This is a genomic window from Chlorogloeopsis sp. ULAP01, from assembly GCF_030381805.1.
Classification (GTDB): Bacteria; Cyanobacteriota; Cyanobacteriia; order Cyanobacteriales; family Nostocaceae; genus Chlorogloeopsis.
Map to the genome: position 1 here is coordinate 1 of NZ_JAUDRH010000013.1, position 15,044 is coordinate 15,044.

General features: G+C 40.2%; 9 protein-coding genes. All 9 read right to left on the reverse strand.

Annotation, left to right across the window (positions count from 1 at the left end; genetic code table 11):
- Positions 1-5: 5 nt before the first annotated feature.
- Positions 6-233, reverse strand: a complete 228-nt coding sequence (locus tag QUB80_RS23620) for a hypothetical protein (RefSeq protein WP_289791925.1) — start codon at positions 231-233, stop codon at positions 6-8.
- 133 nt (positions 234-366) lie between these two features.
- On the reverse strand, positions 367-1,071 hold the full coding sequence (locus QUB80_RS23625) for a hypothetical protein (RefSeq protein WP_289791926.1): 705 nt from the start codon (positions 1,069-1,071) through the stop codon (positions 367-369).
- Positions 1,072-2,023: 952 nt separating this feature from the next.
- Positions 2,024-2,782 (reverse strand): peptidylprolyl isomerase, encoded by a 759-nt coding sequence (locus QUB80_RS23630; RefSeq protein WP_289791927.1) that lies wholly within the window; start codon positions 2,780-2,782, stop codon positions 2,024-2,026.
- A gap of 120 nt (positions 2,783-2,902) precedes the next feature.
- Entirely contained in the window at positions 2,903-4,018 is a 1,116-nt protein-coding gene (locus QUB80_RS23635; RefSeq protein ID WP_289791928.1) for a type III polyketide synthase, read from the reverse strand.
- 125 nt (positions 4,019-4,143) lie between these two features.
- Positions 4,144-8,094 carry a beta-ketoacyl synthase N-terminal-like domain-containing protein gene (locus QUB80_RS23640; RefSeq protein ID WP_289791929.1) on the reverse strand — a complete coding sequence of 1,317 codons (3,951 nt, stop codon included), beginning with the start codon at positions 8,092-8,094 and terminating at the stop codon, positions 4,144-4,146.
- A gap of 2 nt (positions 8,095-8,096) precedes the next feature.
- Positions 8,097-8,381 (reverse strand): acyl carrier protein, encoded by a 285-nt coding sequence (locus QUB80_RS23645; RefSeq protein ID WP_289791930.1) that lies wholly within the window; start codon positions 8,379-8,381, stop codon positions 8,097-8,099.
- Entirely contained in the window at positions 8,378-10,003 is a 1,626-nt protein-coding gene (locus QUB80_RS23650; protein WP_502875321.1) for a PfaD family polyunsaturated fatty acid/polyketide biosynthesis protein, read from the reverse strand. Before QUB80_RS23650 ends, QUB80_RS23645 begins: the two co-directional genes overlap by 4 nt.
- 113 nt (positions 10,004-10,116) lie before the next feature.
- On the reverse strand, positions 10,117-13,110 hold the full coding sequence (locus QUB80_RS23655; RefSeq protein WP_289791932.1) for a PfaB family protein: 2,994 nt from the start codon (positions 13,108-13,110) through the stop codon (positions 10,117-10,119).
- Positions 13,111-13,195: 85 nt separating this feature from the next.
- Positions 13,196-14,917: an SDR family NAD(P)-dependent oxidoreductase gene (locus QUB80_RS23660; protein ID WP_289791933.1), complete on the reverse strand. Its 1,722-nt coding sequence runs from the start codon at positions 14,915-14,917 to the stop codon at positions 13,196-13,198.
- Positions 14,918-15,044 lie beyond the last annotated feature (127 nt).

Here is a 15,044-nt window from a genome sequence, read left to right on the forward strand (position 1 = left end):
ACTTACTACCTGGTTGCTTCTAGTTGGTTTTTTCTATGGTTCGGTCGCGTCGTTGCTTTTAACGCTTTTTTAATATAGCAGACCTTTTTTACATCCTTGCGCCATTTTGCCTGCTCTTTTGGCTTGCTTTTAGCGCTAGCGCAATAAAATGAGTTCTCGATAGCATAGAACAACTGAACAAATATGGCTGAGTCTGGTTGATTTCGTAAGAAGCTCATATCAACTTCAGCCACAGTACAGACTCTAAAGTGCCTTTGTGTGTTGCTTGAGTTTATGAGTTTTACATTCAAGTATGAATTTATTAGCTCATAGATAGTTTCTTTGAAGGGACAATCGCTACTGTTACTTCAAAACTGTATGAGTCAATTATTTCTTCCTCAAAGGTTTGAGCAGTTTACTTGTAACTCCCTTCTCATGTTTCAAAGTGTAAACACCGTGAGCATGCAATACCCGATACCACAATCCTGCTTGCACTCCTGTAGAAAGCATTTTTCCGACATTCGTTTTGGCAGTCTTAAACTGCTCTGGTGTTAATTTATTTCCATATAAATCACGTACAATGGCGTCAATATGAAAATGCAGATCCGGTCGCCGGCGCATCAAAATTAAGATGGCATTTTGTATGGAGTATTCTTGGAATTCACGCAATAGAGGCAGAGTTCCAGGTTTTCTAGGGACACTCAATTTGGGAATGTCAGAGATATCTGGTTCTTCTTGTGTCGAGGTAGTCAATTCGGTATTTGAGATTGAGGTAGATTGTGGTGTGCTTAATGAAGGATTCGTATTATGCTCAAATTCTGATTCAGTCTCCAGTTCTTGGTCTAGAGTTTCTAATTCCTCTTGTTCAACAGAGTGAGTTCTATCCTCCAAGAGCACTTGTACAGAAGATTCAGGCAGACGTTTGTAGGTATGATTAATTTTTTCTTCTAGAACATACTTTGGTATTAGAGCTTCTAAGGCGTGGATCTGATTCCGAATAAAAGACAGACGACGCTCTAAATCAGCAGCTTCTAAGACATAGCGATCTCGCTCTGCTTCGAGTAACCTAAGAATCTCAGATAAATCAGCCATAGCAATTTCGTTTTCTTTGAAAGGAATAAACAGTGGAAAGTAAGGAAGTTTTTGTCAAGGCTCACGTTCGCATCATTAAGCAGAGAGTCTATCGTTTTGTATGTAAAGGATGCAATAAAGTGGTAGAACGCACTTGCTATCCTTCAAGACCATTATTCTGCGATCGATGCCGACCGCCGAAAATACATGCCTCAAAAGCTCAATTAGCAGTAACTAAAGGTAAATCAAAGACTTCAAACAAGTCAAGCAAAAAGCAGAAACCACGTTAGAACCTATGTAATGTAATAACTTTTTACAATATACCCTCCCAATATCTGAAACCATTTCCATTTGATAGTGTTGGTATTAAGGTTGTCAAAATTCAATAGTGTTGGTTCCTTATCTAACCTTGCCTAAGTGTAGAAAAGAGGACTTAAGCTGAGAAGGGAGAATGCATGACTGTGTATCCCTTCTCAAAGAACTTATGCAGATGATTCTCAACTAAACTCATAACGCTAGCAAAAACTCTATCAATAATAAACTCTGAGGTCAAACTTCGTCTGTGTAGAGATGTCTTAGAAGTAAAGTCAGACTGGAGTTTAGCGACAAATAAAAAGTGAGGTAGCTTCACATGCAGTATAACTAGAATTTGCCAATGACTTTAATTGTGTAAGTATGTCAAGAGCATCATCCTACTTCTCAAAAATGACTGAGGAGTCGTAGAATCGACAGACCTGTCCCTCAGCTACTAACTGAATAATAAGCTGTCTTATGAACCAACACTTTGTTTTATAATCATTTTCACAAGTAGTTCTATTGGCTACTACTTAATCTTCGGTGTAAGCGATGTTTGTATATATAGCAATGCTGGGTGAAGAGACTTTACTAAACTTTACTAGCTATTAGAATTTAAGTTTCTAACTTTCTAAAAAGAATTTCTGTGCAAAGAATGTTTGAACTGCTTGAAATTTATTTATTGGTTGTCAGTGTGAAGAAGATAATTTAGCTCCATAGCTAACCACTGTTGAAAAATGTGATTTAAAACATCTTGATAGCTTTGAGCATTTAATTCTGCCGGAATGATCTCTTCAACCATCCAAAGAGAATGCCCTTCCTTGACAGCAAGTGGCCCAAATATCTGTCCCGGCGTTCCATTAAATATAGCTGTTGCTATGGTTGATTCTATATTCCAGCGATAAATCTTTCCTTCATAGCCAAACTGATGTCTACGTTTTTCATCAATATCATAGAGGTGAGCAGCTTCATAAAAACTAACTTGATTTGCATCAATTCGAGCCAAAATCTCTTTAGCAATTTCTACTGAAGGAACAACTATTTTATAAATTAAGACTTGATCAAAATCACTAGCATTTAAGTTGAAAAACATTTCAACACCCAAAGCGAATAAATAATTAGCCAATTTTTTAGCTAGAAGACGATTACGAATGCCACTTTCCCAATCTTCTAAATCCATTATTTGATTTACTAACCAAACACAAATGTCTGATTGATTGCTTAAACGCATTTCACGACATAGACGATTTTCTTCAGCTTGAATCTCAGCTTTAGTAACTGTTAAACCTTTTTCATGAGCAGTTTTCTCAATAATTTTTTGATATAAAATTTTTTGACATATTTCCTTAATTTGAAAATTTTGTTTGATAAATTGAATGATTTCATTTGCTTCTACAGATATTCCAGAAAAATCAACTGTATAATGCATATAAGTCATAATTAATGATTGTAGTCTAAACAAACAATAGTTAAAATCCTCACACCTAAAGTCTTTCAAAAGGCAATATTATTAGATATATTTTATAAAGCTCTACAATTGCCAATCTAAATTAAACACTCACCATTGCAACAAAACAACTTCTTGAGAAAATCCAGGGCCAATACCTATGACCAAACCATAAGCTCCCGGGACAGGCTGTTCTTCGGAGAAGATTGTATCTAGTACACAGAGCACTGTAGGTGATGAAAGATTACCTACCTCTACTAAGGTTTTGCGACTCAACTTTAGTGCTGGCTCATTGAGACCAAACTCCTGTTCTAGAGGCTGGATTGCTCCAGGATGAACCATCCAGTAAGAAATCTGGTCAATTGATATGCCGTACTCAGTAAGCAAGCCATCGATGGCTTGGCGCAAGCCTATTTTTGTAAATTCGCCTACCACTGAAAGCTTCCAAATATTTCTGATGCCAGTATCAACAATATCCATCCCCAAAACGTCTTCGGTATTGGGGATAAAATTTGACCGAGTGCCAATCACCTCAGGTTGTCCAGAGTGGGCTAAACAATGATCGCGACCAACCATCAAAACAGCTGCTGCTCCATCACCAAATGATGCAGCAGTAAGTATTGTGGTAATAATTTCGCTGTATAAGTGTGGTTCTTTTGACAGATGTCCGATCATGTAGTGCAAATCTCCTTGCAAAGAACCCTGCCAATAAAAGGAGGCGAGTTCGACAGCAAAAAGAATTGCAGCTTCTTGAGGATGTCCCTGTAGGTAATCTGTAACTCTAGATAGACCGATCGCCCCACCTACACAACCTAAACCACCTAGAGGCATCCTTTTTAAATTGGGAGAAAATGGAATCCTGTTCATCAACCGAGCATCTAACGAAGGAAGTGTAGTCGTGATACTTACAGAGGTCATTTGTGATACCTCTTTGGGGTCAAGGTTAGTTTGCTCTAGCAATTTACGCACAGTTATTTCACTAAGATTGACAGCCGCTTTGATTGCTGCTTTGGAACTCTCTTCAATCGTAGGAGGATCGTAAAAAGACTCAAGAGGCAATGCAAAGTAACGGCCCTTAATCTTGATATCGGTAAAGAAATGGTCGATAGTATTTAGATCAAAATCCAAGGCCATACTCAAGCAGTACTTGCGTACTAAATTAGCTAGTACTTCTTGAGAGTAATAGTTGGGGGGAAAACCAGTGGATGTTGCAACAATAAAAGCCATAGTCGTTTCTGGGTAAAAGGCAGAAGGCAGGAGGACGTTCGGCGAGCGCTACTTCGACGAGGCTCAGTACAAGTCAGTCGAGCCGCAGATGGCAGAAGGAAAAATTCTCCCCTACACCCCAAACCCTATTTCCAGACAAACTTCTGAACTTCCTGAGCTATAACCTGTAACACTAGCTTGCGATCGCTGTCGCAAAAGAAATGGTCACCGGGAAACATATTCAGCTTAAATTGGTGAGTCTGCTCACTCCAGGCAGCAAGCTCTTGTTGGCTGACTTTAGTGTCCTGTATGCCTCCGAAAGCGTAGATAGGAGAATCGAGCGGCTTCTCATTAACATATAAAAAAGTTTCTAAAATCGCAAAGTCTGCTCTAAGAGTAGGCAAAAGCAGTTGCATCAGTTCTTGGTTCTGCAAAACTTTTTCAGGTATACCGCTAATTGTACGCAATGTTTCTATAAACAGAGGTTCAGGAAAACGGTGAATGAGAAAACCTGTATCTAGTATCTGAGGTGCGCGGCTGCCAGAAACAAATAACACAAGCGGAGAAGGTAAATTTCGCCTACGGAGTTCACGGGCTAGTTCAAAGGCTATCAGCGCCCCCAAGCTATGACCGAATAAAGCAAAAGGAATATCTAGATAGGGATTGAGCAAGGGTACCAATGTCTGAATCAAGCGTGAGAGGCCAGTAAATGGCGCTTCTTGCAGTCGGTTTTCTCGTCCCGGTAATTGAATTGGACAAACCTCTATTTCTGGTGTTAGCTCCTTTGCCCAGGCACTGAAAATTGAAGCACCAGCTCCAGCATAAGGAAAGCAGAATAGGCGTAAGTGGGCTTTGGGATTTGAATGTAGATTTGCGATCCACAGATTCGCTGGAGCCACCTCTTGCTTTAAATGTGTGGCAACATTAGTAGAATCAACGGCTGAATCACTCACTTTAGTTTCAACTAGCAGAAGAATTTGCGTTACACACTGAGCAATATTAAGACCAGCGAAAATTTCTAGGGGAATAACTACATCTAAATCTTTCTCAATTTGTTTTCTCAATTCTACAGCCATCAAAGAGTCGAATCCCAAACGGTAAAGGGGCTGTTGCAAGTCTAGATTAGCGGTAGACAAACCCGTTACTTGACCAAATAGCGTACTCATATAAGTCTCCAACAACTGAGTACGCTGTTGTTTTGATTTCACAGCTAACAGTTGAGTACGGTTGAGATTCAATGCTGCTTCTGGTTCAACAACATCAATAGTCGAGGATTGGCGATCCGTGTAGGAATTGCTGTGGTTGCTTTGCAAGCATAGCGGCGACTTCGTCGCTAGTAAAAAATCTTCCGGATTTTTTGTTCCCACCGGGCGCACATAGCGATCGCCCTTGCTAGTTTCATTAATCTGTTCTGATAAGTGATTGTAATTTTGTTCTATCCAGTAACACTCTCGCTGCCAGGGATAGGAAGGCAAAGACACACAGCGTTTTGCGGATGGATAAAGTCGGCTCCAGTCTATTGGATAGCCTTGAGTATAGAGGATACCAAGCGATTCTAACATTACAAATTTCTCCCCTTCCTGACGCCGCAACGAAGGCAACACAATTCCTTTCCTAGAACAAGCGTGCAGACACTGGGAGATGTTCATACCTAGAACTGGGTGGGGGCTAAGTTCTACAAACAGATTATGCTGGGTTTGCACTAGTTCATTCACCGCAGCTGCAAAATAGACTGGCTCTCGAATGTTGCGTGTCCAGTAGGTGGCATCAAAATTCTGCCCTGGCTGTGTCTTACCTGTAACTGTGGAAATAATCGGAATTGAGGCAGTTTGGGGATTGATATCTTGAAGCGATCGCGCCAGTTCATCTTGATAAGATTCCATCTGCGGACTATGAAAAGCATTATTTACCTGCAAAAACTTGCAGAAAATCTGTTGCTGTTCCAAGGAGCGGATTGCTTCTTGTAGTACTGTTGTCTCACCTGATAAAACTATGGAAGTTGGACTATTAATGGCAGCAATAGAGAGACGATCCACATACTCAGCGAGCAGACTTTCAAATTTTTCCACAGACAGTGACACAACCGCCATCCGTCCTTGACCGCTTCTTTGCTGCATCAAGCGACTGCGGTGAAAGACAACCCGCACTGCATCTTCCAAGTTGAGAGCTCCGGCGATATGAGCGGCTGCTACTTCTCCCAAACTATGACCAACGACAGCACTAGGTTCTACTCCCCACGAACGCCACAAGTGAGCTAAAGCAACTTGTAGGGCAAAAATAGCTGGCTGGGCAACTTCAGTTTCCTCGAAGCGGGAGTTCGACTCATCAGCTGTTAGTTCTGCCATCAGCGACCAGTTAGCTAAAGGATAAAACAGTGCGTCGCACTGTTCAATCGTGGTTCTAAACACTGGTTCACAAGATAAAAGTTCGCGTCCCATCGCCCACCATTGTGACCCTTGACCGGAACAGACAAAAACTAGCTTTTGATGCCGATTTTTTTGCTTGTGTTCGTAAGATACACCAGCACGAGTTTCATCTTGTAAAAATGCTGTTAAAGATTGAGTAAGTTCCTGATGGTTACGAAATATTAGAGCTAGACGGTGGTCGTGATGACTACGTCGAACACTGGCGGTGTAACAAATATCTGCTAATGATAAAGTTGTACCTAAACCAGGTGGTACTAAAAACTCCTGGTATGCTTGTGCCAGAGATTTGAGGGCTTCTGGGCTGCGAGTAGATAACGGTAAAAGATAGGCGGGAGAGAGCAAATCTTTCTCGCCCTCCTGCTCTTGAGGCAACTGGGGAGCCATCTGTAAAATTGCGTGAGCATTAGTGCCGCCAAAACCGAAGGAACTTACTCCAGCTAGAGCCGAGGTAGGAATTAGGGGCCAGGGTTGTAGGATTTGCTGAACCTGTAGAGGAATTTTATCTAAGGGAATATAAGGATTAGGCGTTTGAAAATGTAAGCTAGGTGGAATTTGGCGATGTTGGAGTGACAATGCAACCTTAATGAGACCGGCAATACCTGCTGCGGCTTCCAAATGACCAATATTAGTTTTGACTGAGCCAACAGCACAGCGACTATTAGAGGGGCGATCGCTATTTAGCACAGCTGCCAATGCTTCTGCTTCAATCGGATCTCCTAAGGGAGTACCGGTGCCGTGGAGTTCAACATAGCCGATTTGAGACGGTACCACCCCGGCGTTAGCTAATGCTTGGCGAATAACTGCCTCTTGGGAGGGACCGTTGGGGGCGGTAAGTCCGTTACTGCGTCCATCTTGATTAATGGCGGAACCTGCAATTAGTGCAATGATTCGGTCACCATCTTTTTGTGCATCCTTGAGGCGCTTGAGGACTACGATTCCACAGCCCTCTCCTCGCACATAACCGTTGGCTCTGGCATCAAAGGTTTTGCAACGTCCATCAGGAGCCATCATCCGTGCTTGAGACAAGATAATTGTCAGTTCAGGGCATAAAAGCAAATTCACCCCACCAGCCAAAACCAGGTTAGAATCTCCACTATGCAAGCTTTGACATCCAAGGTGAACAGCAACTAACGATGAGGAGCAGGCTGTGTCAACTGCCATACTCGGCCCGCGAAAATCAAATAGATAAGAAATGCGATTAGCTGCAATGCTTAAGGCGTTCCCCGTACCTATGTAGGGATTGCTTGGAACAGAACCAGTTTGCAGATGTTGTTGATATAGCAGCTGCTGATAATCGTTAGTCGAGATACCGATAAATACACCTGTATTAGTGCGGGCGAGCTTTTGTGGCACTTGAGCAGCATCTTCTAAAGCCTCCCATGCTACTTCTAACAATAGCCTTTGCTGAGGGTCGATGTAACTTGCCTCTTTCGGCGCAATCCCAAAGAATTGGGCATCAAACCGATCTACCTGTTCTAGAAAGCCACCCCAGCGAGTGTTCATTTTTCCGGGGCTACCTGGGTTGGGGTCGTAGAAAGCATCTACATCCCATCGTTCTTTTGGTACATTGGCGATCGCATCTACTCCATTACACAAAAGCTGCCAAAATGCTTCTGGATTTTGAGCACCGGGGAAACGACAGCCAATACCAATAATTGCGATCGGTTCCATGCTTACTCCTCCTTTTGTGCAGCAACTTCAGTTTCCTCGGCTAAACGTTCAGCTAGAGTTGCAATCGTGGGATAATTCCAGACTATGGTTGGAGATAGCGATCGCCCCAGCCATTTCTCTAGCTTGTTCAACAGAGCCAATGCCTCGTTTGAATTCAAATCGTAGTTGTCAAAAGGTAAGTCAATATCTAACTCATCTGGTTCAATATTCAGCCGCTCGGCAAGCTGTAAAACTAACCAATTTTGAATTGCTTCGGCACTTTGAGACTGTTGAGTAGAATTTTTCATCCGTATACTCCTGATTTGAGAGGAACTGGGCAATACTGGCTGTAGTACGCTGGCATTTGCAGTCCTTGCATTTTCAAACTTTGCAGCCGATATAAAAATGCAGTTCCAGTCATAATGTGGTGAGCAACATCAACCACCCTCCGATTGCTCGAATTGGCTAGATAAGAACCCTTCACCCAGTCATTAAAAGCACCCATAGCCGGGCCACACCAAATTTGGTAATCCATCTCCCGTCCTTTCTCTCCTAAAATTGACCAACGGGATGATAAACCCAGGTACCAACGGAAGATTAAAGCCATTTTCAGCTTGGGATTGTTGGCGGCTTGAGAGATTTTATCGGGATTTCGTCGAGATAAATAAGCTAATGTCTCTTCCCAAACCGATTCAAGGCTGCTTCTAAAAATATGTTTTTCTAATTTCTCTTTTTCTGCTAGGGGAATGTCTTCAATGGAGTCATAACTTTTGTAGAGGTCGAAAAGTTTTTGAGCGCGGATGGGAAAAAGCGTTCCTCTTTTGAGGACTTGAAGTTTGACACCCATTTCAAACATATCTGCTGCCGGAGCCATCATTATATCCGCCATCTCGGCTTGAGCTAGTAGTTGTTTTGTATATTCAGAAGTTCCGGCTTCAAGACAAGACTGGTTAATAGAGCCAGTAACAACATAGGCAGCGCCCATCATAAAGGCAGCTAATGCTGATTGGGGAGTTGCAATTCCCCCTGCTACACCAACTCGTACAGGTTTTGCGTAACTATATTTACTTTGAATTTCATCTCTCAATTGCAACATGGAAGGCAACAGACAAACTAAAGGACGATTATCTGTATGACCGCCAGAATCTGCCTCCACTGTGATATCGTCGGCCATGGGAACTTTGGCTGCTAGGATTGCCTGCAACTGTGTAATCAGTCCTTGTGCGACTAATTGTCTAAGAATCTCCTTGGGAGCAGGTTGGAGAAATTTGGTTGCGACTTCTGTTCTCGAAATCTTAGCTATAACTTTGTTTTTAATTTCTATTTGATTGGCTGCATTGAAATTCAGTCCCGCAGTTCGGTAATAAACTATGTTAGGAGTTAAATCCAAAAACGCAGAGGCTTCTATTGTTCTAATGCCATATTTGAGATATAAATCAACCGCAGCACGTTCGATGGCTGGTTCGCTAGGACTGTGAATTAAATTGAAAGCAAATGGCCCTTTTGGTAGAGCCTGTTGAATGCGATGAATAGCTGTTTCGAGCCGGGAAGGAGATAAACCGCCAGCCCCAAAGGAACTCAATATACTCTCTTTGCCTAGAGCGATGACGAGTTCTTCAGAAGCGATGCCACTAGCCATTGAACCAGTCGCATATGCACACTTCACACCATGAAAGTCTAGGAAAGTGCGATCGCCCAACTGTTGAATTGCTAAAGGTGGAACAGATATCAGTACTTCTATTTGCTCTATATTACTAAGTTCTTGATAATACAATTTTCCTTCATTAGTTACCCCAATATTTCCCTCTATTTTCAGAATATGACAAGGTTTATCTATATTGAGCAATTTATATTTTATACCTACTTCATCAAAAGAAACTAAATCTAATGAGCCTTGCCAGTATAATTTATGACTGTAGCAGCCAGGAATTTGAAGAAGATTATCATTTTTATTTTTTACCGCTTCTGTACCGATCACGGTTTTTAGTCCTCCAATAATAGTTAATGGTTAATGGCTAATAAATATTTTTGTTCATAAACTATTTAAGATTTATTTTCAAAAGAATTATTGTTGATTTCAGCTAAAGATTGTTGATTCAGTAGTTGTTGCGAGCACGCTATTTGTAATTGAATTATTTCGCCGAGTTGCCTTAAAGATTCCTGTCGAGTTTGTAAAAAATGAGTATGAGCTTTATGTATGCGAGAAATGTTTGCGCTCAAATTTTTACACTTAAGATTGTGGAAAGCGACTGACTCTAACTCATTAATAAAATTTGGAACATTTGTGCTGGGCTGATGTTTGTTGCTAGTAGGAACAGTTTTGCTATTTTCATCTAGAATATTTTCAGACTTAATCATCGACTGGCTGGAACGAAAAGTTTCTTGTACCGGACTATACAATGGCGACAAATCTAAAGAAACTTGATGACTAACAAGTTTTGCTAGCCCTCTAACAATAGAGGTATGCTCATCTATGCCTCTTTTATTCAGGGATATTGCAAGATGTTCTTTATGTTTAAGATTTTCACTAATCCATCTAGAACAAGTACTGCCAGCTCCTACCTCGATAAATATTCGAGTGCCATCTTCCCAGACGCGGTTAATTAACCGAGGGAAATCAAGCTGTTGACACAGACATTTAGCAATATTTTGACCGATGGAATTACTGTCGAGGGTAATGGGTTGGTAATTTGCAGCGGAATAGAAAACAGTATTTGGTATATTTTGGATAGGTAAAGTGTTTAATTTAACAAGTTCATCGTACTCAGAACGTATAGCGTCGCAATGAATGACATAATTGAAAGGAGTACGAAAAGCATCGCAATTTAGCCTTTGAATGACTCTTTGGCAGGCTTGGGTATCACCAGCGATCGCGACTTCTTGTGGAGTATTAATGAGAATTAAGTAAACGTGGTTTTCATGCTTGAGAGCTTCCTGAACGAGGGATACTGGACACATAAGAATATGTGTACTCCAAAACTCAGAGCTTTCTCCATCCTGAATTTGGGGTAATTTCCAAAACCTGCGAACAGCATTTTTAGCTCCCGATAACTCTGTTTTAAACAAAGCAGACGAGTTTAAACTTTGACTACCTTCATGAAAATGAGTCCACACACCTTGAGCTAGCATCATGCTAGTTTCGCCCAGGCTATACCCAAAGGCGCAATCAGGTTGTAGTTGGAAGTAATTTCTTAGAATTGCACTCAACAATCCGGCAACCCACATTTCTGATTCGAGCATTGCGACTGGATCGTCTATCAATCGCTGTTCTAGGGCTTCTAATTGCCTTTTTGATAATTTGTTCAGGCTGCGCGGATAAAGAATTTTCTCTACATTGGCAAGACGACTGTAAACGCTCTTAATGAGTGGATTATCGTAAAGTTTGGGAAACAAGCGAAATAGATTACGAGCAATTCCGATATAAGAACTGTAAGCACCAGGGTAAACGAAAGCAATGGTGCCTTTTTTACCTAGTGGTTTGGATGTGAAATAGCTACCTACAGGAGTTTGCCAGTCTTTGCCTGTATCAAAAACATCCACAACACCCGCAAGAGCACGCTGAATTTCTCGTATCAATTCTTCTTGATTACGCCCAACAATTGCTATTGCGTAAGCAGCTGGAGAGTTCTTTTGAAAAGCGGCAAAGGCGAGGCTGGCGGCAGTGGATAAACAAGAGCAATCTGCAATACTTTGTTGTAAAACATTCAATTGATTTAGTAAAAGCGATCGCTCATTAGCAGCAAGCGGGAAAAGATAAAAAGGCATTTGCTCTAAATACCTACTACTGCATTCTTTTTGAGTAGGTTCTTCCGACAAAATTAAATGTGTATAAGTACCATCCAAGTCTAGTCCGTTAATAGCAGCAACTCTGTTAGATTCTTTTTGTTCTAAAAACCAAGGTTTTGATTCGGTAGCTACATAAAAAGGGCTATTTTGCCAGATATCAGGCATTTTTGGAGCAATCCACTGGGGTACACAGGGAATATATCGGTGGTACAAACACAAAGCAGTTTTGATTAAGCTGGCTATTCCCCCAGCAGTGTAAGTATGACCGATATTAGCCTTGACATTGCCGATCGCACACTTTAAATTTCCTCCAGCAGATTGATAAGCTCGCATCAATCCCTCAATCTCAGATTCATCTTCTGACTGCGCATAGTTGCCAAAAACTTCTATATAATCAATGTCGGCAGGTTTAACTTCTGCTGTCACAAAAGCCTTTTGACATACTTGGGTGACGGTATTGGCTTTTATCTTTTCTAAATTAGCAGACTCCCGCAAAAAACTGATGGCATTGATCACTGCATAGATACGCTTTTGCTCTTGCCTGGCTGTATCCAGGTGCTTGAGAACAACAGCTCCAGCACCTTCACCTACCATCCAATGATTGGCATTCTGATCGTAAGAAAAGGTATTTTTGCCTGTATTGATTTTTGACGTTTGCTTGGCAGCAAGCTCGACTGCACCGACGACAACAGTGTCTACTTCCTTGGTAGCAAGTAACATTTCGGCAACTTCCAAGGCTTTGAATGCAGAATTTTCTCCAGCATGAAGTGTGAACGCAGAGCCGGTAAAATTCCATAAAGTGGAGATGTGGCTAACAGTGATGTTCTCGACGTAACTCAAGTATTCACTAGCAATAACTACAGCTACCTTTTCCCCTTCACCAACTTCCGCATCTTGAAGAGCGCGATCAGCTACCTTGAGAATCAATAATTGTTGTGGGTTAAGTGTTTCTGCTTCATGAGGAGATATTTTGATACGTAAAGTATCAATTTCAAAATCTTTGATGAATGCTCCCAATGGTGCTTTACCATCTTCAAAACCATGAGCTTTAAGTAATTGCTGCTGCTGTTCTATTCTTTCCCACCGATTGGAAGGGAGGGTAGTAAAATATTGGCTTCCTTGATAAATACCCCGTTCAAAAGCATCTAAACCATCACAAGAGCCAAATAAGGCATCCATGCCTACAATCGCCATATTAGTAGTTTTAAGTGACTCAAATACTTTAGTTTTTTCAATTTTTTCTATATTCATAATGATTTTTTACCTTAATTATCAAATTTTATTTTCTGTGATAAAATTTTAGTTATCTGACATTATTTAACTAGCTTTTATACAATTATCTCGATTTCAATTTTTCTTTGGAAAGAATAGTTCCACTAGTACCATACATATATGAGTATACTTGTCCTTGAAGATTATGTATTTTGATATCGGATATTATAAAAGTCTCTGTTTTTGATTTAATTTCTGCGGTGACATAAAATTTCTCATTAATTGGAATTTCTGCATATTGTTCGAGTGTTTGCACTTGCGCAGGTAAACAAATCTGTTGATAAAAATGCTCTAACCAAATCAACACACAATGGATTTGTATATCAGTAGTGTAGGGATTGAGCGTTTGAATTTGAAAATTTCCCTGTTGTCTTTCTTCAATGCCTTGCCAAAGACATTCCACAGTAATTTCTTGAAGATTAATATTTAAAACTCTTTTGACACCCTGAAAACAAGGGCCGTGAAATAATATACCTTTACCGTTTTGATAAAAATCATGATTAAATTGAGTTTTCGTTAAATTAAGTTTATTACAACTAGGAGATACAGGAAGTTTTTTTAATAGCTTTACGTTAGTAGAATAGTGACAATAAAAAGGAACTTTTTTAGCTCGATTTTCACTAATTATTTTTGCATTGAATTCTATTTCACTATTGCTTTTATTAGTTTCTTTTAACTCCAAAATATACTCAATATCTACATTGCTATTAAAAATAATTCCCTTTAAGATTTGGAAATTAATAAACTTAAAAAATTTATAGCTAGGATAGAGTTGTTCGCAGGAATTAGCAATCCATGACATAGCGCAAGTAGTAGGTAAAACTGGATAACCAGCAATCACGTGGTCTTGCAAAAATGGATTAGCTTCTAGTGTTAATTTACGGTGAATATGGTGTGTTTTCAGTTGTGATTTTAACTTGTTGACTATTGGTAATATGGGCTTACCAATGACAACTTGTACAGTTTCATGATTAGTGACATCTAGTTCTTCAACTAATAGTTGTGTTCCGACTTGAACGGGAATAATATCAATATTGCGCTCTTGAAAAATATTTTTTAATTGTGAAGTTATCATCCCAGTTTCCCAAGGCCCCCAATTGATAGAAACTACATGGCAATTTGGATAATGTTGCTTGATAAGATGGGCTAATTTATTCAGAATTTCATTGGCGATCGCGTAGTCAGATTGTCCAATGTTTCCATAGAAAGCGGCTATAGAAGAAAACAGAATTAAATAACTAAGCTGACTAATATCCACGCAATATAACAGATTTTCTAAACCTTTTACTTTAGCTGCATATACTGTTTCAAAATCCTGTTCTGATTTATTTTCAATTAATTTATCAGCTAAATTGCCTGCTCCGTGAATAATTCCTGCGATCGCGCCCATCCTCTTAACTGCAACTGCTAGCTTTTCTTGTAAGGCGATCGCATCAGTTATATCTACGCTAATATACTCTGCTTCTCCCCCTAAACTTTTAATATTAGAAAGCGTTTTTTCGATTTCTCTACTGGATGAAATATGATTAAATAGCTTTTGTACTGTCTTGGGTGTAGGTTTTTCTCCTAATGAAATAAGATATTCTGTAATTCGTTTTTTCAATTTCAATTCATCAAAACAATCTCTTGCCCAAATTGGTTCGATTTGTAATGATGAACGACCGAGTAAAATAAATTTGCACTGATATTCCTGTGCTAGCTTGAGCACGCATTCTCGCGTAATTCCTTTGGCACCGCCACTGACAATAAAAACTGATGAAGTACTAATTTTGGTTTGTTTTCTCATACTTTTTCCTGGTTAAACTAATTATTCTTAAAGATGCACTTAATATTAAAAAACTAACCACAAAGAGTACATTAGACGCGGAGCGGCTACTTACCCTACGGGAAGCCGGGCAAAGCCCGTCTACAGA